Annotated in this window: 17 protein-coding genes; 12 read left to right on the forward strand and 5 right to left on the reverse strand. The window is 66.1% G+C overall.

What is annotated here, in order from left to right:
• Positions 1-150: 150 nt before the first annotated feature.
• Together ACM9LZ_RS05745 and ACM9LZ_RS05750 are read left to right on the forward strand one after the other, a co-directional pair.
• Entirely contained in the window at positions 151-774 is a 624-nt protein-coding gene (locus tag ACM9LZ_RS05745) for a CatA-like O-acetyltransferase (protein ID WP_416618390.1), read from the forward strand.
• Between the two features lie 31 nt (positions 775-805).
• The gene (locus ACM9LZ_RS05750) at positions 806-1,969 is read left to right on the forward strand and encodes a cystathionine gamma-synthase (protein WP_416618391.1); all 1,164 of its coding nucleotides are present in this window, start codon (positions 806-808) and stop codon (positions 1,967-1,969) included.
• A 175-nt stretch (positions 1,970-2,144) separates the two neighbouring features.
• On the opposite strand, the gene ACM9LZ_RS05755 is transcribed toward ACM9LZ_RS05750, so the two are convergent.
• Positions 2,145-2,441, reverse strand: coding sequence for a hypothetical protein (locus tag ACM9LZ_RS05755; protein ID WP_416618392.1), 297 nt, complete (start codon positions 2,439-2,441; stop codon positions 2,145-2,147).
• Positions 2,442-2,658: 217 nt separating this feature from the next.
• Positions 2,659-3,816 (reverse strand): iron-sulfur cluster carrier protein ApbC, encoded by a 1,158-nt coding sequence (apbC, locus tag ACM9LZ_RS05760; RefSeq protein WP_416618393.1) that lies wholly within the window; start codon positions 3,814-3,816, stop codon positions 2,659-2,661.
• A gap of 174 nt (positions 3,817-3,990) precedes the next feature.
• On the opposite strand from apbC, the gene hflK reads away from it, so the two are divergent.
• From hflK to ACM9LZ_RS05790, 6 genes are all read left to right on the forward strand, one after another.
• Positions 3,991-5,157, forward strand: coding sequence for an FtsH protease activity modulator HflK (gene hflK, locus ACM9LZ_RS05765; protein WP_416618394.1), 1,167 nt, complete (start codon positions 3,991-3,993; stop codon positions 5,155-5,157).
• A 12-nt stretch (positions 5,158-5,169) separates the two neighbouring features.
• On the forward strand, positions 5,170-6,045 hold the full coding sequence (gene hflC / locus ACM9LZ_RS05770) for a protease modulator HflC (protein WP_416618395.1): 876 nt from the start codon (positions 5,170-5,172) through the stop codon (positions 6,043-6,045).
• A 97-nt stretch (positions 6,046-6,142) separates the two neighbouring features.
• Positions 6,143-6,328 (forward strand): DUF2065 domain-containing protein, encoded by a 186-nt coding sequence (locus ACM9LZ_RS05775; RefSeq protein ID WP_416618396.1) that lies wholly within the window; start codon positions 6,143-6,145, stop codon positions 6,326-6,328.
• A 215-nt stretch (positions 6,329-6,543) separates the two neighbouring features.
• Positions 6,544-8,100, forward strand: a complete 1,557-nt coding sequence (locus ACM9LZ_RS05780; RefSeq protein WP_416618397.1) for a DegQ family serine endoprotease — start codon at positions 6,544-6,546, stop codon at positions 8,098-8,100.
• A gap of 253 nt (positions 8,101-8,353) precedes the next feature.
• A complete protein-coding gene (locus ACM9LZ_RS05785; RefSeq protein WP_416618398.1) occupies positions 8,354-11,962 on the forward strand; it encodes a hydantoinase B/oxoprolinase family protein in 3,609 nt (1,202 codons plus the stop codon).
• Positions 11,963-12,212: 250 nt separating this feature from the next.
• Positions 12,213-13,454, forward strand: coding sequence for a threonine ammonia-lyase (locus ACM9LZ_RS05790; protein WP_416618399.1), 1,242 nt, complete (start codon positions 12,213-12,215; stop codon positions 13,452-13,454).
• A 69-nt stretch (positions 13,455-13,523) separates the two neighbouring features.
• On the opposite strand, the gene ACM9LZ_RS05795 is transcribed toward ACM9LZ_RS05790, so the two are convergent.
• Positions 13,524-13,916, reverse strand: coding sequence for a dihydroneopterin aldolase (locus ACM9LZ_RS05795; RefSeq protein ID WP_416618400.1), 393 nt, complete (start codon positions 13,914-13,916; stop codon positions 13,524-13,526).
• A gap of 187 nt (positions 13,917-14,103) precedes the next feature.
• Here ACM9LZ_RS05795 and ACM9LZ_RS05800 point away from each other — a divergent pair, with 187 nt between their 5' ends.
• Positions 14,104-14,631 carry a hypothetical protein gene (locus ACM9LZ_RS05800; protein ID WP_416618401.1) on the forward strand — a complete coding sequence of 176 codons (528 nt, stop codon included), beginning with the start codon at positions 14,104-14,106 and terminating at the stop codon, positions 14,629-14,631.
• 47 nt (positions 14,632-14,678) lie between these two features.
• Here the strand turns inward: ACM9LZ_RS05800 and ACM9LZ_RS05805 are convergent, their stop codons facing one another.
• Together ACM9LZ_RS05805 and ACM9LZ_RS05810 are read right to left on the reverse strand one after the other, a co-directional pair.
• Entirely contained in the window at positions 14,679-16,706 is a 2,028-nt protein-coding gene (locus tag ACM9LZ_RS05805) for a putative bifunctional diguanylate cyclase/phosphodiesterase (RefSeq protein WP_416618402.1), read from the reverse strand.
• A 355-nt stretch (positions 16,707-17,061) separates the two neighbouring features.
• On the reverse strand, positions 17,062-17,253 hold the full coding sequence (locus tag ACM9LZ_RS05810; protein ID WP_416618403.1) for a hypothetical protein: 192 nt from the start codon (positions 17,251-17,253) through the stop codon (positions 17,062-17,064).
• A gap of 1,084 nt (positions 17,254-18,337) precedes the next feature.
• Here ACM9LZ_RS05810 and ACM9LZ_RS05815 point away from each other — a divergent pair.
• From ACM9LZ_RS05815 to ACM9LZ_RS05825, 3 genes are all read left to right on the forward strand, one after another.
• On the forward strand, positions 18,338-20,287 hold the full coding sequence (locus tag ACM9LZ_RS05815; protein ID WP_416618404.1) for a PrkA family serine protein kinase: 1,950 nt from the start codon (positions 18,338-18,340) through the stop codon (positions 20,285-20,287).
• Positions 20,288-20,682: 395 nt separating this feature from the next.
• On the forward strand, positions 20,683-22,005 hold the full coding sequence (locus ACM9LZ_RS05820) for a YeaH/YhbH family protein (protein ID WP_416618405.1): 1,323 nt from the start codon (positions 20,683-20,685) through the stop codon (positions 22,003-22,005).
• Positions 22,002-23,555, forward strand: a complete 1,554-nt coding sequence (locus tag ACM9LZ_RS05825) for a SpoVR family protein (protein WP_416618406.1) — start codon at positions 22,002-22,004, stop codon at positions 23,553-23,555. Before ACM9LZ_RS05820 ends, ACM9LZ_RS05825 begins: the two co-directional genes overlap by 4 nt.
• Positions 23,556-23,585: the final 30 nt, after the last annotated feature.

Genomic DNA, 23,585 nt, shown 5'->3' on the forward strand with positions numbered 1-23,585 from the left:
GGCGATACCCGGCTCCCCGTCCTGGGCGCTTGACCTGACCGGCGGGCGCGGTTATCCAGGGCCCTGCTCTGGCGGAGCCGACGGGTGCTTTCCCGCACCTCGCAAACTAAGTGCCCCGGATCGGGTCGGGAACCCGGAAGGGATGCACCGATGATCGACAGAAGCCGTCAGCTCGCCCTTTTCGACCGGTATGACCAGCCCGCCGTGAACATCACGGCCATGGCCGACTGCCCCGATTTCGTGCCGGCGGCCAAGGCGGCCGGCGTGCCGCCCTTTGCCCGTGTGTTGCACGCCATCGGCCGCGTCAGTCTGGAGATCCCGCATTTCCGCCTGCGCGTGCTGGATGGACGGGTGAGCGAGGTGGAGACGCTGGACCTGTCCTATACGGTGCTGGGCCAGGACGGGAACCTGAATTTCTCCACCATCCCGTACATGGCCGATTTCCAGGCGTTCCTGGATGCCTACCGGACGGACCGCGCACAGGCGCGCGTGGCGCTGGACCTGCGCCTTACACCCCTGGTCACGCGCGACTATATCTTTGCCACCTGCCTGCCCTGGCTGCGCTTCACGGCCATCCAGCATCCCATGGCCCGGTTCGGGGATTGTTCCATCCCCAACATCGCCGTGGGGCGGTTCCGCCACGAAGGCGGGCGGGTGGATTTTCCCGTCGCCATCCAGGCCCATCACGGGCTGGTCGACGGGATTCATATCGCCCGGTTCATCGCCCGGCTGGAAGAGGTGCTGGGCGACGCCGTCAACGACCCGGCCCGATAGAGGCCGGGCGCCAACGATAAGGAAGTTCAGCATGACCGACCGTCCCAACCGCCAGGGTTTCGCCACCCGCGCCATCCATGCCGGGCAGCAGCCGGACCCGACGACCGGCGCCATCATGGTGCCGATCTATGCCACCAGCACCTTCGTCCAGGAGAGCCCCGGCGTCCACAAGGGCTATGAATATGCCCGCAGCCAGAACCCGACCCGCATGGCCTACGAGGCCTGTGTGGCTGACCTCGAATCGGGCCATCGCGGCTATGCCTTCGCCTCTGGCCTGGCGGCGGAGGCGACGATCCTGGAATTGCTGGATGCCGGTTCCCATGTCATCGCGTCCGACGACCTGTATGGCGGCACCTATCGCCTGCTGCACCGGGTCCGGTCACGCACGGCCAACCTGTCCGTGACGACGGTGGATCTGGCGGATCTGGCAGCCGTGGAAGCGGCCATCCGGCCGGAAACGCGCATGCTCTGGGTGGAGACGCCCACCAACCCGCTGCTGAAGCTGGCCGATCTGGAGGCGCTGGCCGATCTGGCGCGGCGGCGCGGGCTGATTTCCGTCGCCGACAACACCTTTGCCAGTCCCTGGATCCAGCGGCCCCTGGAGCAGGGCTTCGATATCGTGGTCCATTCCGCGACCAAGTATCTGAACGGCCATTCCGACATGGTGGGCGGCATTGCCGTGGTGCGCGAGGCGGGGGAGATCGCCGACCGCATGGCCTTCCTGCACAATGCCGTCGGGTCCATCCAGGGGCCGTTCGACAGCTTCCTGGTCATGCGCAGCCTGAAGACGCTGGCCCTGCGCATGGAGCGGCACTGCCAGAACGCCGTTCAGGTGGCCGAATGGCTGGAAAGGCATCCTGCCGTGGCCCGGGTCCGCTATCCGTTCCTGCCCAGCCATACACAGCACGATCTGGCCCGGCGCCAGATGCGGGCCGGCGGCGGCATGGTGACCATCCACCTGAAGGGGGGGCTGGAACCGGCACGGCGCATGCTGGAACGCACCGAGCTGTTCAGCCTGGCGGAAAGCCTGGGCGGGGTGGAAAGCCTGATCGAACATCCGGCCATCATGACCCATGCCAGCATCCCGCCCGAACAGCGCGCCGCCATCGGCATCGATGACGGTCTTGTCCGCCTGTCGGTCGGGGTGGAGGATGTGGCCGACCTGATCGCCGATCTGGACAGCGCGTTGCGGTAAACGCACCCATCCGCCTCACCCGACAGGGGTGGCGCTTGAAAGGGTCGCGCCTGCCGGGACGGGGGCAGGGCCGTATGGGGCGGGAACGAAAAAATGGCGCCCGGATTGGGGCCGGGCGCCAGTTGTTCAGCAATCCATACACATACCGCCTACATGGCGACTTGCCATACCGGGTTCAGGGTCGGACTTCCCAAGCGAACTCGACATGGCAAGGGGTGTTCGGCATGGCCGCGATGGGATTCATCTGCAACCATGTCCAGAATTCCTTGAACGCCAACTGGGGACGGGCCTGCGCATATGCGCCAAGATGATCGGCGACCCGGGCGCTCAGCGTGCGCGTTACTTCCTCGTAGGCGATTTCCGGTACGCCATGGGCAACCTGGATATCACCTGTACGGGGATCGGCAGCCCGAAAGGAATGGGCGCCGTCACGAAACGCATATGCAACTCTGATCGGCTCGTTGTGATACATCCTGTCCGTCCTCCGCCGGAGCACGCAGTTTATGTACCAAATACCCCTTCCGACGGAAAGGAAAAATCCATTGCAGGATACGCAGTGCAGCAATCCGTCTTTTGGCGGGCTTGCCGGGAAAGGGTGTTTCAAACATTCATTTGTATTGTGACCAGTTGCGGACCGGCCCCGGCCCGGGCTGGATTACAGCCTTTGCCGGGGCCGGCGGCCGTCCGGATCAATCGATCACGATGCGGGGTGCCGCGCGCACCGCCGCGCCGCCGCCCGCCTTGTCCCAGACCTTTGCGGCGATCGTGCGATAGACCTTCGCATGCTCGCTGTCGGGCTGGGACATGACGATGGGGGCACCGCCATCGCTGGTCTCCCGGATGGCGATGTCCAGCGGGACCTCGCCCAGAAACTCGATGCCCAGCTTGCCGGCTTCGGCGCGGGCGCCGCCATGGCTGAAGATGTCGCTGCGATGGCCGCAATTGGGACAGCAGAAATAGGACATGTTCTCCACGATGCCCAGCACGGGCACATCCACCCGCCGGAACATGTTCAGCCCCTTGCGGGCGTCCAGCAGGGCGATGTCCTGGGGGGTGGAGACGATGACGGCCCCGGCCAGCGGCACGTTCTGGGCCAGGGAAAGCTGGGCATCGCCCGTGCCGGGCGGCATGTCGACGACCAGCACGTCCAACTCGCCCCAGGCCACGTCGCGCAGCATCTGCTGGATGGCGCCCATCACCATGGGGCCGCGCCAGATCATGGGCGTGTCCTCGGCCACCAGGAAGCCCATGGACATGACCTTCACCCCATGGTTGACCAGCGGGCGCAGAACCTTGCCGTCCACCGTCTCCGGCTTGCCGGACAGGCCCATCATGCGGGGCAGGGAGGGGCCGTAGATGTCGGCGTCCAGCAGCCCGACGCGCAGCCCGTTGGCTGCCATTCCCAAGGCCAGGTTGACGGCGGTGGTGGATTTGCCGACCCCGCCCTTGCCGGAAGCGACCGCGACAATGGCACGCACGCCCGGCACGCCGGTCCGGGCCGGGCGCTGCTGCGGGGCTGGCTTGGCGTGCCCGTGTCCGGCGTGCCCGTGCCCGGCATGGTCATGCCCGCCGGCGCGTGCGCCCATGCCGGGCGGCGGCCGGTGGGCCGTCAGCATGGCGGTGACGGAGGTGACGCCCGGCAGCGCATCCACCGCGCGTTCCGCCGCCTGGCGCAACGGTTCCAGGGCCGCACCCCGTGCGGGGTCCACCTCGATGGCGAAGGCGATGTTGCCGCCTTTCACGACCAAGCCGGAAATCATGCCCAGGGTGACGATGTCCTTATCGCGGTCCGGGTCCCTCACATTGCGCAGGGCGTTCAGAACCTGCTCCTCACTCACCATGGCCATGGTTGAAAACCCCGCTTTTTTCCCAATATCTGCAAGCACCGCCGGGCCAAGGGCCTTTCGCTGGCGCGTCGCGATATATAGGGTGGCGACAGCAAGCATGAAAGCGTCCTGTCCCTGGTGGACAGGCCGGTCGGTTTGGCAGTTATCGGGACCAATCACCAAAGGGTCGGAAATATGCCCTGGAATAATCAAGGTGGCGGCAATGGCGGCGGGCCCTGGGGCCCGCCCCCGGGTGGCGGCGGTGGCGGCGGGAACAATCCCTGGGGCCGTCCACCGGGCGGCGGCGGCGGTGGCGGACAGCCACCGGGCGGGCCCGACCTGGAGGAGCTGCTGCGCAAGGGGCAGGAGCGGTTCAAGAACCTGACGCCGGGCGGATTCGGCGGCGGCCGGACCATCATGTTCGGCGTGCTGGCCCTGGCCGTTCTCTGGGGCCTGTCGGGCATCTATCGCGTCGAACCCGATGAGCAGGGTGTCGTCATGCGATTCGGCCAGTATGTGCGGACCGAGCAGCCGGGCCTGCGCTATCACCTGCCGGTGCCCATCGAACGGGCGGTGACGCCCAAGGTGACGCGCGTCAACAGGCTGGAGATCGGCTATCGCTCGGCCGGGGACAACCGCCGGGCCGGCGGCGACGTGCCCGACGAAAGCCTGATGCTGACCGGTGACGAGAACATCATCGATATCGATTTCACCGTCCTGTGGGTGATCAAGGACGCCGGCGACTATCTGTTCAAGATCCGCGATCCGGAACAGACGGTGAAGAAGGCGGCCGAAAGCGCCATGCGCGAGGTGATCGGGCGCACCGACATCCAGCCGGCCCTGACCGAGGCCCGCCAGGATATCGAGCAGCAGACCCGCCAGTTGCTGCAGACCATGCTGGACGAATACCAGTCGGGTATCGAGATCAGCCAGGTCCAGCTTCAGAAGGTGGACCCGCCCGGACCCGTCGTCGATGCCTTCAACGACGTGCAGCGCGCCCGCCAGGACCGCGAGCGGCTGCGCAACGAGGCCGAGGCCTACCGCAACGACATCATTCCCCGCGCCCGCGGCGAGGCGGAACAGTTGATCCAGCAGGCATCGGCCTACCGCGAACAGGTGGTCAGCCTGGCCCAGGGTGACGCGCAGCGCTTCTCGCAGGTGCTGTCGGCCTATTCGCTGTCGCCGGAAATCACCGCACGGCGCATGTACCTGGAAACCATGCAGGAAGTGCTGGGCGGGACCAACAAGATCATCATCGACCAGGGCAAGGGGACGGGTGTCGTGCCCTTCCTGCCGCTGAACGAACTGACCAACCAGCTCCGACAGCAGACGCCGGTCACCCAGACCGCGCCGCGCCAGTAAGGGGGACTGGATATGAGCCGCAAACTCGTCGCTTTGGGCATTGTTGCCGCCGTCGCCCTGATCCTGGCGTCCACTTCCCTGTTCACCGTTGCCCAGACCCAGCAGGCGCTGGTGCTGCAATTCGGTGAATGGAAGCGCACCATCAAGGAACCGGGGCTGCATGCCAAGATACCGTTCATCCAGGATGTCGTCCTGCTGGATGCCCGCGTGCTGGACGTTGACCCGCCCGTGGAACAGGTGATCCTGGCCGACCAGAAGCGCCTGGAAGTGGATGCCTTCGCCCGCTACCGCATCACCGAGCCGTTGCAATTCTACCAGTCGGTGGGCAACGAGATGGTGGTGGAGCAGCGTCTGGCCGCCACCGTGAATTCCGCCCTGCGCCGCGTGCTGGGCAATGCCACGCTGCTGGCCGTGCTGTCGCAGGAGCGCGCCCGGGTCATGGCCGACATCAAGGCACAGGTGAACCAGGAGGCCCGCCGGTTCGGCGTGGAGATCGTGGATGTGCGCATCCGCCGCGCTGACCTGCCGGAGGCCACCTCGCAGGCTGTCTATGACCGGATGCGCTCGGAGCGTGAGCGCGAGGCCCGCGAGGCCCGCGCCCAGGGCAACGAGCAGGCGCAGCAGATCCGCAGCCGTGCCGAGCGTGAACGCACGGTGATCCTGGCCGAGGCACAGCGCGACAGCCAGGTGCTGCGGGGTGAGGGCGACAATCAGGCGATCCGCATCGTGGCCGAATCCGCATCCAAGAACGCGGATTTCTATGCCTTCTATCGCTCGCTGGAAGCCTACCGTGCCTCTGTCCGGGGTGAGAACACCCAGATGGTGCTGTCGCCGGACAGCGAATTCTTCCGGTATTTCAACAGCATGGGTAATGCACAGCGGCGCTGAGCCGCTGGCACCCGCCTGATCGCCGCATCAAGACTGCCCCGGTTGCGCCCAAGCGCCGGGGCAGTTCTGTTTCTGCCTCCCGTGCCGGACCCGACCCGTGACCGATTTCCTGACAGCGCTGGCCCTGGTCTTCGTCATCGAAGGGCTGCTTTATGCCATAGCACCGGTATCCATGCGGGACATGGCCACCCGCATCATCGGGATGGAACCCGCCCTTCTGCGGCGTATCGGGCTGGGTGTGGCGGTGCTGGGCGTGCTGGCCCTGGCCATCATCCGCGGCTGAAACCCCTGATGACAGGGTGTCCGCCGGGTGCCGGTACGGGGATTTACCCCCTATACCCGTATAAACCGCGCCTGCTTCGCGCGCGGACAGTGAAGGAATGCTTCGCAGCCGGCATTTCGCATCCTATATTCCCTGGCATCGGCGTGTCCCAGAAGGGCCGGGACGCCGATGCGCGCCGCCTTCCGGTGGCCGCTGGCCGGCCCCTGGAGATTGACGTGATCGAAGCCCCCCGTTCCCGTCCCGCCTGCCCCGCCGCGCCTGCCGGTGCCGGGGCCCCGGCCCGGGAAGGCCGCCTGACCGGCTGGCTGTCGCTGTTGTCGGTGCTGCCGCTGGTTGCCGCCCTGTTCGTCGCCCCGCCCGCGCTGGCCCAGCGCGGCGCGCCGGAAAGCTTCTCCGCACTGGCGGAAAAGACACTGCCGGCGGTGGTCAACATCTCGACCAGCCAGACGATCCAGAATCGACCCGGTGGCCGGTCCCCCGTGCCGATGCCGGACTTCCCCCCCGGTTCCCCGTTCGAGGAATTCTTCCGCGACTTCTATGAGCGTCAGCAGCAGAACCCCGGCACGCCGCGTCGGGCGCAATCGCTGGGCTCGGGCTTCGTCATCGATCCGGCCGGCTATATCGTCACGAACAATCACGTGATCGAGGGGGCGGACGAGATCACCGTCATCCTGCAGGATGAGGACCAGACCGAGCTGAAGGCCAAGCTGATCGGCACGGACAAGGAAACCGACCTGGCCCTGCTGAAGATCGACACCAAGCTGCGGCTGACGGCCCTGAAATGGGGCAACAGCGACGTGCTGAAGGTCGGCGACTGGGTCGTGGCCATCGGCAACCCGTTCGGCCTGGGCGGTACCGTCACGGCCGGCATCGTGTCGGCCCGCGCCCGCGATATCGGCGCCGGCCGCTTCGATGATTTCATCCAGACCGATGCCGCCATCAACCAGGGCAATTCGGGCGGCCCGCTGGTCAATCTGGCGGGTGACGTGGTGGGCATCAATTCCGCCATCTACAGCCGCACGGGCGGTTCGGTCGGCATCGGCTTCGCCATCCCGTCCGGCATGGCCCGCACCGTGATCGAGGAACTGCGCAAGAACGGCAAGGTGCGTCGCGGCTGGCTGGGTGTGCAGATCCAGTCCGTGACACCGGAGATCGCGGAAAGCATGGGGCTGGCCCATCACAAGGGTGCTCTGGTCGGCACCGTCACCGATGGCAGCCCCGCCGCGGAGGCAGGCCTGCGTCCCGGCGACGTGATCCTGACCTTCAACGGCAAGGAAGTGCTGAACAATCGCACCCTGCCCCGCATGGTGGCCGGCACGCCGGTCGGCACGAAGGTGTCCGTCGGCATTTCCCGCAAGGGTGAGGCGCTGACCGTTCCCATCACCCTGGCCGAATTCCCGGAGGACCCGACCGCCGCGGAAACCCCGGCGCAGCCGGAAGAAAGCGTGACCGACGGCGCACAGCAGCAGGTGGATGCGCTGGGCCTGACCGTGTCCGCCATCACCCCCGACCTGCGCCGGCAATTCACGCTGGCCGACGGGGTCAAGGGTGTGGTCATCACCCGCGTCAACCCCGATGCCCCGCCGCAGAGCCGGCAGTTGCGCCCCGGCGACGTCGTGCTGGAGGTCAGCCAGCAGCCCGTCGCGGCACCAGGCGATGTACAGGAGCGGGTGGATGCCGCACGGCAGGCCGGCCAGAAGGCCGTACTGCTGCTGGTCGATCGCAAGGGTGAGCAGACCTTCCTGGCGCTGGCCCTGGAAGAGGCGAAGTAGTACCGGGGGGCGGTCCACCCTGACAGGCTGCGGTGCGTGGAACGCATCACAGCCTGCTTCGTGCATCGAGCGTCCGTGCCCTGGTGGGCGCGCAAGCCGAAGCTGCCGGACGGCCGGCTTCCGGCCGTTGCCATCGTGTCGGGCACGCGGGCCGCGCCCGGCACGATGGGTAGAAGGGTATTTGCGTCTGCCGGCGGTTCCCGGCACACTCCGCGCCTTGTTGCGTTACAGGGCCGGAAGGAAGGGTGCCGGGATGACGGATGGGCGTTGGCAGTTCTGGATCGACCGTGGCGGCACCTTCACCGACATCGTGGCCCGCCGCCCCGACGGGACTTTGCTGACCCACAAGCTTTTGTCGGAAAATCCCGAACGTTATCGTGACGCCGCGGTCCAGGGTATCCGCGACCTGCTGGGCCTGTCGCCGCAGGACCCCGTTCCGGCTGATGCCGTGGAACAGGTCCGCATGGGCACGACGGTGGCCACCAACGCCCTGTTGGAACGCAAGGGAGAGAAGACCCTGCTGGTCATCACGGCCGGCCTGGGGGATCAGTTGCGCATCGGCTATCAGGCGCGGCCGAAGATATTCGCCCGCCGCATCGACCTGCCCGAGCAGCTTTATGACCGGGTGCTGGAGGTGCCGGAACGGGTGATGGCCGATGGCGCCGTCCGCCGGCCGCTGGATCCGGACGCGGCACGGGCCGGATTGCGGGCGGCTTTCGATGCCGGCTACCGCGCCTGCGCCATCATCTTCATGCACGGCTACCGCTATCCCGAACATGAGGCGGCGGTGGCCGCCCTGGCGCGGGAGGTCGGGTTCACGCAGGTGTCGGCAAGCCATCAGGTCAGCCCCCTGATGAAGCTGGTGGGCCGTGGTGATACGACGGTGGCCGATGCCTACCTGTCGCCCATCCTGCGCCGTTACGTGGCGCAGGTGGCCGGGGCGCTGCCGGGCATTCCGCTCTATTTCATGCAATCCAATGGCGGCCTGACGGAGGCCGGACGTTTCCAGGGGCGCGATGCCATCCTGTCCGGCCCCGCGGGCGGTATCGTCGGTGCCGTGCGGACGGCGGCGGCCGAAGGGTTCGACCGCATCATCGGCTTCGACATGGGTGGCACCAGCACAGACGTGTCGCATTATGCCGGCACCTATGAACGGTCGCTGGAAACCGTCGTGGCCGGGGTACGGCTGCGCGTGCCCATGCTGCGCATCCATACGGTGGCGGCCGGCGGCGGGTCCATCTGCCGGTTCGACGGGGCGCGGCTGCGCGTCGGTCCGCAATCGGCCGGGTCCGATCCGGGGCCCGCCGCTTATCGCCGCGGCGGCCCGCTGACGGTGACCGACTGTAATATCATGGTCGGCAAGCTGCATCCCGACTTCTTCCCGGCCGTCTTCGGCCCCGATGGCGAACAGAAGCTGGACGCCGACCGTGTGCGCGCCGGGTTCACGGAGATGGCGGCGGCGGTGGCGGCGGCGACGGGTCGCGACATGGGGCCGGAGGCGCTGGCCGACGGTTTCCTGAAGATCGCCGTGGAGAATATGGCGAACGCCATCAAGCATATCTCCGTCCAGCGCGGATATGACGTCACCCGCTATGCCCTGAACTGTTTCGGCGGGGCGGGGGGGCAGCATGCCTGTCTGGTGGCCGATGCCCTGGGCATGAAGACCGTGTATCTGCATCCGTTCGCGGGCGTGCTGTCGGCCTATGGCATGGGGCTGGCCGATCTGGGGGCCTTGCGTGACCGGTCGGTGGAATGCCCGCTGGGGGCGGAGATGATGGATGAATTGTCGGCCGTGCTGCAGGCGCTGGGCGCGGAGGCGGCGGCGGAATTGCAGGCGCAGGGCGTTGCCGATCACGCCATCCGCCGGACCTGCACGGCCCGGATGAAGGTGGCCGGCACCGATGCGGCGTTGGAGGTGCCGTTCGGATCGCCGGCGGAGATGCGGGCCGCCTTCGCCGCGGCCCACCGCCAGCGCTTCGGCTTCGATGTTCCCGACCGGCCGCTGGTCGTGGAAAGCCTGTCGGTGGAGGCCGTGGCCGCCAGCGCGCCCGCAGCGGCCGGGGATATGCCGGAGGAACCCGCCATCCTGGCGGCACCGTCCCCGCGCGCCACGGTGCCGGTCTGGACCGGCGGGGCCACGCAGCCCGTGCCCGTGCATGACCGCGCTTCCTTGCCCCCCGGCACCGTGATCGACGGGCCGGCCATCCTGACGGAGGCGACGGGCACCACCCTGGTGGAACCGGGCTGGCAGGCCCGCGTGACGGCCCGCGGCGGGCTTGTCCTGCGCCGGGTCGTGGCGCTGCCGGCCCGCGTGGCGGTCGGCACCGACGCCGACCCCGTGATGCTGGAAGTGTTCAACAATCTGTTCATGTCCATCGCCGAGCAGATGGGTCTGGCGCTGGAAAACACCGCCCATTCGGTCAATATCAAGGAGCGGCTGGATTTCTCCTGCGCCCTGTTCGATGCCTGCGGCAACCTGATCGCCAACGCCCCGCACATTCCCGTGCATCTGGGTTCCATGGGTGACAGCGTGCGCACCATCATCGCGGCCCGCCGCGATACGCTGCGCCCCGGCGACGCCGTGATGCTGAACAACCCCTATCGCGGTGGTACGCATCTGCCCGACGTGACCGTGGTGACGCCCGTGTTCGACACGGCCGGCAGCACCATCCTGTTCTGGGTGGCCAGCCGCGGGCATCAGGCCGATATCGGCGGGATCACGCCGGGTTCCATGCCGCCCGACAGTGTCCATATCGACCAGGAAGGCATTCTGATCGATGATTTCCTGCTGGTCCGTGATGGTGTCCTGCTGGAACAGGCGGTGGTGGACCTGCTGTCCGGCGGCCCCCATCCGGCCCGCAACATCGCCCAGAACCTGGGCGACCTGCGTGCCCAGATCGCTGCCAACGCGCGCGGTCGGGACGAGCTGATGAAGATGGTCGATCTTTTCGGGCTCGAAACGGTTCGTGCCTATATGGGGCACGTCCAGCGCAATGCGGAAGAACAGGTGCGCCGCGTGATCGGCGTGCTGAAGGATGGACATTTCGATATCGAAATGGATAACGGCGCGCATATTCGTGTGGCCGTATCCATCGACCGGCGGGCCCGGTCGGCCCGGATCGATTTCACGGGCACATCGGCGCAGCAGCGGGGTAATTTCAACGCCCCGTCCGCCATCGTGCGGGCCGCGGTGCTCTATGTCTTCCGCACCCTGGTGGATGACGACATTCCGCTGAATGATGGCTGTCTGGCGCCGCTGGATATCGTGATCCCCGATGGCTGCATGCTGAACCCTGCCTATCCGGCCGCCGTCGTGGCCGGGAATGTGGAGGTCAGCCAGGCCGTGACCAACGCCCTGTACGGGGCGTTGGGTGTCATGGCGGCGTCGCAGGGGACGATGAACAATTTCACCTTCGGCAACGAGACCCATCAATATTACGAGACGATCTGCGGCGGGTCCGGCGCCGGTCCGGATTTCGACGGGACCGATGGTGTCCATACCCACATGACCAACAGCCGCCTGACCGATCCGGAGGTGCTGGAATGGCGCTTCCCCGTGATGCTGGACGGTTTCCGCCTGCGCGCCGGGTCTGGCGGGGCCGGCCGGCACCGGGGTGGGGAGGGGGTGGAGCGCCGTATCCGTTTCCTGGCCCCGATGACGGCGGCCATCCTGTCCAACAACCGGCGTATCCGGCCCTATGGCCTGTCCGGCGGCGGCGACGCGCAGCCGGGCGGCGCGCGGGTGGAACGGGCGGATGGCGGGGTAGAGGTCCTTTCCGCCACGGCCAGGGCCGCCATGGGGGCCGAAGATGTGTTCGTGATCGAGACCCCGGGCGGTGGCGGCTTCGGCCCACCTGCCTGAGCAGCTTTTCCGAACGCCGCCCACACATGGGCGGGCCCGGACGATCGGCAAACCTGTAGAGTCCGGCAGGTTCCTCCAGGCCAGGCCAAGTGTGGCCCGATCTGGAGGAACCTGCCTAGCTGTGCTGTGAAAAATCGTCTCGCCAGGAACGACCCTTCATGCGAACAGGGAACCAACGACGTGTCCGTATCCGAAGGGCACCACCGGCCGGGCCATCGTGCCCGCCCGCCTCTCCCAGGAGACAGCATCCATGACCGCCCTGCCGCGTGCCCTGCCCATCAGCCCGTCCGACATCAAGCAGGCGGCCGGCGCCCTGTCCGGTCACGTGCTGGAGACGCCCTGCGTCCCATCCCACACCCTGTCGCAACTGACGGGGGCCGAGGTGTGGGTGAAGTTCGAGAATTTGCAGTTCACGGCCAGCTTCAAGGAACGCGGCGCACTGAACAAGCTGCGCAAGCTGACGGCGGCGGAGCGCGCGCGGGGGGTTGTCGCCATGTCGGCCGGCAACCATGCGCAGGGGGTCGCCTATCATGCCGGCCGCCTGGGCATCCCGGCCACCATCGTGATGCCTGAGGGCACCCCCTTCACGAAGGTGGAGCGGACCGAGGAGCATGGTGCCCGCGTCCTGCTGAAGGGGGCCGTCCTGGCCGAGGCGGCGGCCGAGGCCGAGCGGTTGTCGCAGGAAGACGGGCTGGTCTTCGTCCATCCCTATGACGATCCCGACGTGATCGCCGGGCAGGGGACCGTGGGGCTGGAGATGCTGCTGGCCGTGCCCGAGCTGGACACGCTGGTCGTGCCGGTGGGCGGTGGCGGCCTGATCAGCGGCATCGCCATCGCCGCCAAGGCGATGAAGCCGGAGATCCGCATCATCGGGGTGGAGGTGGAAGCCTATCCCGCCATGGAGCAGGCGCTGAAGGGGGAGCCCGTGACGGTTGGCGGCGACACCATCGCCGAAGGCATCGCCGTCAAGAATGTGGGCGCCAACACGCTGGAAATCTGCCGCGCGCTGGTCGATCGCGTGCTGCTGGTGCCCGACGTGGCGGTGGAGGAAGCCGTCGCCCTGTTCCTCAATATCGAAAAGACGGTTGCGGAGGGGGCCGGCGCCGCGGGTCTTGCCGCCCTTCTGGTCCATCCGGAACTGTTTCGCGGGTCGAAGGTCGGCCTGGTGCTGACGGGCGGCAATATCGACAGCCGCATGCTGGCGCAGGTGATCATGCGCCAGCTTGTCCGCGAAAGCCGGCTCATCGCCATCCGCATCGCCATCCCGGACCGCCCCGGCGTGCTGGCCAAGATCACCGGTCTGGTCGGCGATGCCGGCGGCAACATCATCGAGGCCAACCACCAGCGCCTGTTCACCACCACCACCGTCAAGGCCACCGACATCGACCTCACCATCGAATGCCGGTCCAGGCGCCATGCCGAACGGGTGCTGGAAGCCCTGCGCACCAGGGGTGGACTAAAGGTGCAGGTTCTGGCCGGCGGGGTGGAGTGACGGACCGATCGTCGCGCGGTTGGGTGGCGACACCGGCCCAACCGTTGGGCCCCAAGGGCTTGTGTGCGGTCAGGCCGCTCGCACGATTTCCACGCCCACCGCCTCGCATTCCGCGAAGGCGTCCAGTTTTTCCAGGCGGACCAGGGCGGTGCGGGCGCGGTCATTGGCCAGGATGGCGGCGGCCAGCCGTTCGGCCAGGCATTCCAGAAGGTTCGTATGGCCAGCCGTGACCAGGGCGGCGGCGGTTTCGGCCAGGGCGGCATGGGTCCAGGGCGTGGTCGATGGAGCCAGGTCCACTTCCAGGTTGACGCGCAGGCGCTGCGGCTTCACATGCTCGTAATCATAGATGCCGATCAGCGTGGTCACCACGAGGTCGCGAACCACCAGCACGACCTGGGCGCCTTCACGGGCCGGCGGATCGGGTTGGGGGCTGGAAAGCGGGCGCAGCATGGTCTGGAGCATGCGCTGCTGTATCATCGGCACGGCCCGGCGGGCAAGCCGTCCGCGGCGCGCGGCTGCCCCCAGCCAAACGGCGTTGCAGCCGTTTGGCCCTGCCCGTTCGCCATAGTGGCGGGCTGGCGCCGCTGCGTCTAGAGTGCGCGTCGGTTGGTATACATGTCGATCCGGGTCGGGAGGAAAGGGATCTTCCATGCGTTATGAACAGGAAGCGGCGCAAAGGGCGACGGTCTTGCGGCATCTGTCGCAGTCGCTCGCCGGTGCCGTCAGCCTGTTCGAGAAGCAGGAGAGCGTGAAGCTGTCCACCTTCCCGGACTACAAGAAGGCGCGTGCCCGTTACCTTGAAATCCAGGCCATGATCTTCACGATCACGGACAAGGCGGAAGAGGCGCCCAACCGGGGCGTGCCGGCCGAGTTGAAGGGCTGGCTGGTGCGCATGCGGCTGCGGGCCATCACCACGTTCACCCGCCTGTCTCTGGCCTTTTTCCGCGACCCGCCCGACCTGCTGATCCACGCGCTGGGTGCCTATGACCTGTTGCAGGATGAGCGGGTCAGCCTGCTCAGCCTGCTGAACGATTTCGACATGATGCTGATGGAAGCGGCCCTGGACGACAAATCCTCCATGGAACTGGACAAGGTGCGCGTCCAGATCGAGGAGATCGTCAGCCTGCTGGACAATCTGCTGAAGACCGCACCGGCCCCCTTGCGGACCTTCGACTAGCCCGCCCGATGCTCTGCGGCGCTGCCCCTGGCGGCCGGTATCCCCGCTCAGCCGGTGGCGCGCACGCCGCCGCCGGCCAGAAAGCGCGCCTCGAAATCGGCGGCCGGCACGGGGCGGGAGATCAGGAAGCCCTGGATCGTCTGGCAGTCCATGGTGCAGAGCCATTCGCGCTGCGGCTCCGTCTCCACCCCCTCGGCCACGATCTCCAGCCCCAGGCGCTGCCCCAGTTCCAGGATCGTGGCGGCGATGGCCACGTCGTGGGGCACGGATTGCATGAAGCCCCGATCGATCTTCAGCACCGTCAGCGGGATGCGGCGCAGATGCGACAATGAGGCGTAGCCCGTGCCGAAATCATCAATGGCGATGCCCACGCCGATATCATGCAGGATGCGCAGCATGGCGAAATCACCCGTGGCCTGCGTCATGGCCACCGTCTCGGTGATCTCCAGCGTCAGCAGATGCGCCGGCAGGCCCGAGGTGGCCAGGGCCGCACGCACGCGGTTGGGAAACTCCCCATCGGCCAGTTGCCGCGGGCTGACATTGATGGCCACGGGCAGGTCGCCATGCAGGCGGCGCCAATGGGAAGCCTGCCGGCAGGCTTCCCCCAGAACCCAGTCACCGATGGGGCCGATCAGGCCCGTTTCCTCCGCCACGGGGATGAAATCACCGGGGGCGATATAGCCATCCTCCGTCTTCCAGCGCAGCAGCGCCTCCGCCCCTCGCAGGGCCAAGCTGCGCGGATCGACCTTGGGCTGATAGAACAGTTCGAACTCGCCCCGCAACTCCGCGGCGCGCAGCCGTGCCTCCGTGCGCAGCCGCGTCATGGCCTGTTCCGACATCTCGGCGGAGAACATGCGCCAGCAGCCGGTGCCGGCGGCCTTTGCCGCGTACATGGCGACATCGGCACAGCGCAGGATCTGGCGCGCATCCTGTCCGTCGGCCGGCCACAGGGAGATGCCGATCGAGGCGCTAGGATGCAGGATATGCCCATCCAGTTCCAGCGGCCGGGCCAGGGAGGCCAGGACCCGGTCGGCGACCTGGATCGCCTCCTTCGGCTCGCCCACATCCTCCACCACGACCAGGAACTCATCCCCACCCAGGCGCCCCACCGTGTCGGAATGGCGCAGCGTGCCGTCCAGGCGCTGGGCGATGGCCTGCAGCATCTGATCACCCATGTCGTGGCCCAGGCTGTCATTGACATGCTTGAACCGGTCCAGGTCCAGGAACAGCACGGCCACACCGCGCCGCGTGCGCCGGGCCCGGGCCAGCGCGTGATCCAGGCGTTCCAGCAGCAGGGCGCGGTTGGGCAATTCCGTCAGCGGATCGCGGGTGGCGAGCTGGCGCAACTGCCCCTGGCTGTCATCCAGCCGGTCCAGCGTCTCGTTGATGCGCAGGGTCAGGCGGCCCAGCTCATCTTCCTCATGCCCGCGCGGCAGGGGCAGCCGCGTATCGCGGGGGTTGTCGGGGTCGATATCGGCCACGGCCTGTTCCAGCTCGACCAGCGGGCGGGTCAGGAAGCGGTGGAAGACCCAGGTCAGCATCAGCCCCAGCAGGATGTTGCGCAACAGGCCGCCCAGCAGCGAGGTGCCGACGAAGGCGATGTAGTCGGCGGAGATGCGCGCCATGTCCAGGTCGATGCGCAGCAGCCCGATGGGCGGCTTTTCCCGCCCGTCGGGAAGGGGGCGGTAAAGCAGGCGGGTGCCGCGCGCCAGATCGCCGAATACCAGCCGGCCGATCATGCTGTCACCCTGGCCGGTCTGCTCCGTCGGGCGCCGGCGGGACCATAGCGACTGCTGTTCGGAAATGCGGATATCGATACCGGCAATGGCGCCGATGGACAGGGCGGAGGTGCCGATCTGCTGGGCCAGCGCCTCGTCCACGTTCCAGGCGGCCGCCGCGGCGCTGCCCTCCATCAGGTCCAGCACCTGTTCGACCAGCACGCTGGCCTTTCCCCGTTCGCGCCACGTGGCCCATGCCACCTCCAGCCCGCTGAGGAACAATCCGATCAGGCAGGCGGCCAGTACGGCGCGCGCCGCCTGCTTGGCCGCCAATGAACTGCCCAGGCCCTTCAGCATAGCCCTCCCCGGTGGCTTGCGTCCGGCTGCCTATCGCCACCGTTCCGGCCTCCTTGGGGGGGGCGAGGTGCGATATGCAGTCGCGGTCATCATGCCTGAAAACCGCGACGGTTGCACAAGCATTTATCAGTCGCGCGCCCGGTGTCCGAAAAGGGCAGGCGGCTTGTTTTCGGGGATGGATAAGGATAATCGGGCATGAAAAAGGGCCGGCCCCCGCAGCGGGGACCGGCCTTTGGCCAACTTGGTGCTGTCATCGGGCCGGATGGCGGCAGGCACCCCGGGCATGCACCCCCGGGTGGGCACCCCCAGTAGGCACCCCCAGTATGCACCCGGTGGCCCGCGGGGCCGTCGCCGGTCAGGCGCGCTTCAGCTTGCGGAATTCGGCCCACATGGCGGAGGGGTTCTTGTCCAGGTCGAAGGCGCGGGTCTGCCTCGGGTCCAGTCCCTGGCGGCGGCATTCCAGGGCGAACACGTTGGTATTGGCAGGGTCCAGTCCCAGCTCGGCGCAGGCGGCATTGAAGCTGTTCTGGAAATCGGCGCTGTGCATCTTGTCACCTTCGCAGGTTGGACGTTTGTCACGATCGGGGACCATCGTGGTCGGACCGGTAACGGTTGCGGGCCGAAAAGCCCTTGCCTTCACGCATCGCAGCATCGCCGGCCATTGCGGCCAAATTGCGAAGCTGTTGATCCAAAACGATGGCTTTCGCCTATCCAGAACAAATCAAAGGCTGATCTGTTGCAACAGCGAACAACGCATGGCCGATCTTCCGCAGCGCAGGTGAGGGTTGCAGGCCGCCGCCCCTTCCGCCCGAGTCCCCCCCTCTCGTCCGGCCCCGCGACTTGTCGGGGGATCGGGTTTGCCGCGGCGGGTATCGCCCGCCAGCATCCGCGATGGCCTTACGGCAGGCCTGTTCGCGGTGGTGGGTCCCCTGAATTCTCTTTCGGCACCTCAAGCGCCGGGCGCCGCCATCCGTCGGCTTGGGCTTGCGGCGCAGGGGCGCCGGGCCGGCAGTCGCCGGCCTTACCAGGGACATGAATCATAAATTCATGTCCCTGGTATTAGGCCAAAATTAAAGCCTTCCCCTGTATGTTTGACCGATGGGCTGGTTCAGGTCATGCTGCTGTGACCGCATCGCTGCTGGATGGGCGGTGTGCCGGAACGGGTGGACAAGGCCCGAAGGACAAGGGTGGCGGAATGCCACCGGGAGGGGCAGGGGCCGAAAACGGACCTGTGCCATTGGTCTGCCCCAATCGGGGAAGAGACTCCGATTTGTCGGTACGTTGAATGTTGTAGTTCGGTGCCAGGACTTGATTGCCGATTGACCCCCTTGGAATGCACGGGAGGACGCGGTGATGGGTGACGGTGAAGCCAGCGAAACAGGGGGCCCTGCGGCCGGTGCGGCTGGGTGCCTTCGTGCGGCCGGCCGCCGGTGCCGCCCCGGTACTTCCGGAACGATTGTCCCGGCGGACCGTTTCAATACGGCTGTTACGGGTGGAGGCTGGGGAGGCCTCGCACAAGGATTTGAACGCCACCGATTTCCAATGCCCCCCGCCGGCGGGCAAGCATGGCGCATGGCCTGCCCATGCCCTCCCATCCGCCCGCCGACCGGCCGCCAGGAAGGAGAGTGCCCATGACCAGTCTGGTCACAGACCTTTTTGCCAGTTACGCCAGTTCGTATGAAAGCCGCCGCGACGTGGAGATGTCGCTGCTGGATTATCTGGAAGGGTGCCGCGACGATCCGCTGATGTATGCCAGCGCTGCGGAAAGGCTTCTGTCGGCCATCGGTGAGCCGGAGATCATTGACACGGCCAGGGATTCGCGTCTGGCGCGCATCTTCATGAACCGCACCATCAAGATCTATCCTGCCTTCGCCGAATTCTACGGCATGGAAGAAACGATCGAGCGAATCGTCGGCTTCTTCCGCCATGCCGCCCAGGGGCTGGAGGAACGCAAGCAGGTCCTGTACCTGCTGGGCCCCGTGGGGGGCGGCAAATCCTCGCTGGCCGAGCGGCTGAAGGCACTGATGGAGGACAAGCCCATCTATGCCCTCAAGGCCGGGGACCAGATCAGCCCCGTCTTTGAAAGCCCGCTGGGCCTGTTCGACCCCGTTACCATGGGGGCCGCCATCGAGGAGAAATACGGCATCCCCCGCCGCCGCCTGACCGGGCTGATGAGCCCCTGGGCACTGAAACGGCTGGATGAGTTCGATGGCGACATCCGCCGGTTCAAGGTGGTCAAGCTGCGTCCGTCGCGCCTGCGCCAGGTCGGCATTTCCAAGACCGAGCCGGGGGACGAGAACAACCAGGACATCTCCTCGCTGGTCGGCAAGGTGGATATCCGCAAGCTGGAGCTTTACAGCCAGAACGATCCCGACGCCTACAGCTATTCCGGCGGCCTGAACCGGGCGAACCAGGGCATGCTGGAATTCGTGGAGATGTTCAAGGCGCCCATCAAGATGCTGCATCCCCTGCTGACCGCCACGCAGGAAGGCAATTACATCGGCACCGAGAATATCGGCGCACTGCCCTTCCAGGGCGTCATCATGGCGCATTCCAACGAGGCGGAATGGCAGAGCTTCAAGAACAACAAGAACAACGAGGCCTTCATCGACCGCATCTGCGTGGTCAAGGTACCCTATTGCCTGCGGGTGATGGAGGAACAGCGCATCTATGAGAAGCTGATCAAGACCTCTGAATTGTCGGGCAGCCCCTGCGCGCCCGCAACGCTGGAGATGCTGGCCAGGTTCACGGTGCTGTCACGCCTGCGCGACCATGGCAATTCCAACCTGTTCTCCAAGATGCGCGTCTATGACGGCGAAAGCCTGAAGGAGACGGACCCCAAGGCCAAGACCCTGCAGGAATACAAGGACGCGGCCGGTGTGGATGAGGGGATGAACGGCATCTCCACCCGCTTCGCCTTCAAGGTTCTGGCCAGCACCTTCAATTACGACAATACGGAGGTGGGGGCCGATCCCGTTCATCTGATGTACATCCTGGAACAGGCCATCAAGCGGGAGCAGTTCCCCGACGACACCGAAAAGAAATACATGGAGTTCATCAAGGCCGAACTGGCCCCGCGCTATGCGGAGTTCATCGGCAACGAAATCCAGAAGGCCTATCTGGAGAGCTACCATGATTACGGACAGAACCTGTTCGACCGCTATGTCGATTATGCCGACGCCTGGATCGAGGACCAGGACTTCAAGGACCCCGACACGGGCCAGTTGCTGAACCGCGACCTGCTGAACCAGGAACTGACCAAGATCGAAAAGCCCGCCGGCATCGCCAACCCCAAGGATTTCCGCAACGAGGTGGTGAAGTTCGCGCTGCGCATGCGGGCATCCAATGGCGGGCGCAACCCGTCCTGGACCAGTTACGAGAAGCTGCGCGACGTCATCGAGAAGCGGATGTTCAGCCAGGTGGAGGAACTGCTGCCCGTCATCAGCTTCGGTTCCAAGAAGGACAGCGAGACGGAGAAGAAGCACAGCGAGTTCGTCGAGCGCATGATGGAACGCGGCTATACCGAGCGGCAGGTTCGCCGGCTGGTCGAATGGTACATGCGGGTGAAGCAGGCGGGGTGAGGGGGTTATAATGGACAGTGAGCGAGTCTCAGTTTCATTCGATGGTAGAGACTGGGTGGTTCGTAGAAATGGGACTTCGCTCACTGCATGTTCAACAAAGCAGGAAGCTCTCCAATTTGCACGGCAACTCTCCACATTCGTTCCTTCGGCTGAACTTAGCGTTCGTAACAAGGGCAACGGAATGGAGAGGTCGCAATTTTATTCAGATGGGAAGGTTTCCAGGCACAGAAAATAGGCCCTCTCCACCGTCATTCCCGCGAAAGCGGGAATCCAGACGACGGTGCTAAATGCGTCTCCGGCTGCTGGACCTTCACCCTGGTTCTGGCTTCCTGCTTTCGCGGGAATGACGGTGGAGGAACGGTGACCGGAAGGGCCATCGAAAGGACGGTGCAACCTTGTTCACCATTGTCGACCGACGTCTCAACCCTTCCGGCAAGTCGCTGGCCAACCGCCAGCGGTTCCTGCGCCGCGCCAAGGAACAGGTGATGCGGGCCGTGCGCGATGCGTCGGCCAAGCGCGGCATCCGCGACATCGATATGGGCGGCGATATCGCCATTTCCCCTGACGGCATCCGGGAGCCGACGCTGCATCGCGCATCCTCGGGCGGGCGGCGTGACCATGTCGTCCCCGGCAACAAGGAGTTCCTGTCCGGCGACAAGATCAAGCGCCCGCCATCCGGCGGCGGCGGTGCCGCGGGCAGCGAGGGGGCCGAGGATGGTGATGGCCAGGACGAGTTCCGCTTCGTCCTCAGCCGGGAGGAATTCATCGACCTGTTCCTGGAAGACCTGGAACTGCCGGACCTGGCCAAGCGCAAGCTGGCCGTGACGGACGCCATGGACTGGCACCGGGCCGGCTATTCGGTTTCCGGCTCGCCCGCCAACCTCAACCTTGTGCGCACCATGCGCAACTCGCTGGCCCGGCGCATGGCCCTGAACCGTCCCACGGGCGACGAGATCAAGGCCCTGCGGCAGGAGATCGATGATCTGGAGCGGACGGGCCGCGACCGGGACCGTCTGGCCCTGGCCAGGGAGGAACTGGAACAGGCGCTGCGGCGGACCCAGCGCATCCCCTATATCGATCCGGTGGACGTGCGCTACAACCGGTTCGCGGCCACGCCGCGCCCGGCGGCCCAGGCCGTGATGTTCTGCCTGATGGACGTGTCGGGCAGCATGACCGAGCATATGAAGGACCTGGCCAAGCGTTTCTACATGCTGCTCTACCTGTTCCTGTCACGGCGGTACAAGCATGTGGACGTGGTCTTCATCCGCCACACCCACCGCGCACAGGAGGTGGACGAGGAGACTTTCTTCTACAGCCCCGAGACGGGTGGCACCGTGGTGTCCACGGCGCTGGAGGAGATGGCGCGGGTGGTGAAGGAACGCTACCCGCCCGCGGAATGGAACATCTATGCCGCACAGGCCAGTGACGGCGACAATGCCCTGTCCGACAATACCCGGACGGCGGAACTGATGGGCGGGACCATCCTGCCCGTCTGCCAGTATTATGCCTATCTGGAAGTGGGGCAGGAGGGGATCAGTCCCGGCCTGCCCTATGGTGGCGGATCGCGGGAAACCGACCTGTGGCGCACCTACAAGACCATCGAGGCCGGCGGCGCGCTGGCCATGCGGCGGGTGACGGAACGGCGTGAGATCTATCCCGTGTTCCGTGAACTGTTCGCCAGGGACAAGGCCGGCCAGCCGGCGGAGGTGAGCGCATGACCCTGACAGCCTTCGACGGCAACCCGCTCTATACCGGTGCCGATTGGGATTACGACAAGGTCCGCCGCGTCTATGACGCCATCGAGAAGGTGGCCGTGGGCGAAATGGGGCTGGATGTCTATACCAACCAGATCGAGGTGATCACGTCGGAGCAGATGCTGGATGCCTATTCCAGCATCGGCATGCCGCTTTTCTACAAGCATTGGTCGTTCGGCAAGCATTTTGCGCGTGACGAGGCCATGTACCGCAAGGGCCAGCGCGGCCTGGCCTATGAGATCGTCATCAATTCCAACCCCTGCATCAGCTACATCATGGAAGAGAACACCATGACGATGCAGACGCTGGTCATCGCCCACGCCGCCTTCGGCCATAATCATTTCTTCAAGAACAATTATCTGTTCCGGCAGTGGACGGATGCCGACGGCATCCTGGACTATCTGTCCTTCGCCAAGGCCTATATCACCCAGTGCGAGGAACGGTATGGCCATGCCATGGTGGAGCGGGTGCTGGATGCCGCCCACGCCCTGATGAACCACGGCGTCCACCGCTATCCCCGCCGCCGCGGCCCCGACCTGCGCAACGAGGAAAAACGCGCACGCGAGCGGCTGGAACATGCCGAGCGCACCTTCAACGACCTGTGGCGCACCGTGCCGACCAAGGCGGGCGGGGCCAGCCCCCTGTCCGACCGCGACCGCCGCCGTGCCGTGCTGGAACTGCCGGAGGAGAATATCCTCTATTTCCTGGAAAAGAAGGCGCCGCGCCTGCAGGGCTGGCAGCGGGAAATCCTGCGCATCGTGCGCCATGTGGCGCAGTATTTCTATCCGCAGCGCCAGACCAAGGTGATGAATGAGGGCTGCGCCACCTATTGCCATTACCGCATCCTGTCCACCCTGCATGAACGGGGGCAATTGACGGACGGCGCCTGGATGGAGGCGATGCACAGTCACACCAACGTGGTGTTCCAGCCCGATTTCGATGACCGGCGCTATGGCGGGATCAATCCCTATGCCCTGGGCTTTGCCATGATGCAGGATATCGAGCGCATCGCGACCCGGCCCACCGACGAGGACCGGGTCTGGTTCCCGGACCTGGCCGGGAAGGGCGATGCCATGGGTGCCCTGCGCGACGCCTGGGCCAATTTCCGGGATGAAAGCTTCATCCTGCAATATCTGTCACCGGCCATCATCCGCAAGTTCCGGCTGTTCCATGTGGCCGATGATGCCAGCGATCCGGAAATGAGGGTGGCCGCCATCCATGACGAACGCGGATACCGGGCCGTGCGTCAGGCACTGGCGCGGCAATATGATATCGCCTGGGCGGAGGCCGATATCCAGATCGTCGATGTCGACCTGGTCGGTGACCGCAAGCTGATGCTGGAACATCACGTGATGAACCAGATCCTGCTGGACGAGGAGGAGGCGCGGCCCGTCATGCAGCATCTGGCCGACCTGTGGGGGTACGAGGTCGTGCTGGCCGAGGTGGAGACGCCCGGTGGCACCCCGCTGCGGCGCATCGCGGTCAGCCCGCGCGTGGTGCTGGGGGGAGGGTGACGCCGTCCTCCCTCCCCGTATCCGCCCGGC

The organism is Niveispirillum fermenti, from assembly GCF_048066175.1.
GTDB classification, from domain to species: domain Bacteria; phylum Pseudomonadota; class Alphaproteobacteria; order Azospirillales; family Azospirillaceae; genus Niveispirillum; species Niveispirillum fermenti.

Bases quoted from the DNA above. Each gene is read 5' to 3' on its own strand.
- ACM9LZ_RS05745 (WP_416618390.1), top strand. From the start codon at position 151: ATGATCGACAGAAGCCGTCAGCTCGCCCTTTTCGACCGGTATGACCAG.
- ACM9LZ_RS05750 (WP_416618391.1), top strand. From the start codon at position 806: ATGACCGACCGTCCCAACCGCCAGGGTTTCGCCACCCGCGCCATCCAT.
- ACM9LZ_RS05755 (WP_416618392.1), bottom strand. From the start codon at position 2,441: ATGTATCACAACGAGCCGATCAGAGTTGCATATGCGTTTCGTGACGGC.
- apbC (WP_416618393.1), bottom strand. From the start codon at position 3,816: ATGGCCATGGTGAGTGAGGAGCAGGTTCTGAACGCCCTGCGCAATGTG.
- hflK (WP_416618394.1), top strand. From the start codon at position 3,991: ATGCCCTGGAATAATCAAGGTGGCGGCAATGGCGGCGGGCCCTGGGGC.
- hflC (WP_416618395.1), top strand. From the start codon at position 5,170: ATGAGCCGCAAACTCGTCGCTTTGGGCATTGTTGCCGCCGTCGCCCTG.
- ACM9LZ_RS05785 (WP_416618398.1), top strand. From the start codon at position 8,354: ATGACGGATGGGCGTTGGCAGTTCTGGATCGACCGTGGCGGCACCTTC.
- ACM9LZ_RS05790 (WP_416618399.1), top strand. From the start codon at position 12,213: ATGACCGCCCTGCCGCGTGCCCTGCCCATCAGCCCGTCCGACATCAAG.
- ACM9LZ_RS05795 (WP_416618400.1), bottom strand. From the start codon at position 13,916: ATGCTCCAGACCATGCTGCGCCCGCTTTCCAGCCCCCAACCCGATCCG.
- ACM9LZ_RS05800 (WP_416618401.1), top strand. From the start codon at position 14,104: ATGCGTTATGAACAGGAAGCGGCGCAAAGGGCGACGGTCTTGCGGCAT.
- ACM9LZ_RS05805 (WP_416618402.1), bottom strand. From the start codon at position 16,706: ATGCTGAAGGGCCTGGGCAGTTCATTGGCGGCCAAGCAGGCGGCGCGC.
- ACM9LZ_RS05810 (WP_416618403.1), bottom strand. From the start codon at position 17,253: ATGCACAGCGCCGATTTCCAGAACAGCTTCAATGCCGCCTGCGCCGAG.
- ACM9LZ_RS05815 (WP_416618404.1), top strand. From the start codon at position 18,338: ATGACCAGTCTGGTCACAGACCTTTTTGCCAGTTACGCCAGTTCGTAT.
- ACM9LZ_RS05825 (WP_416618406.1), top strand. From the start codon at position 22,002: ATGACCCTGACAGCCTTCGACGGCAACCCGCTCTATACCGGTGCCGAT.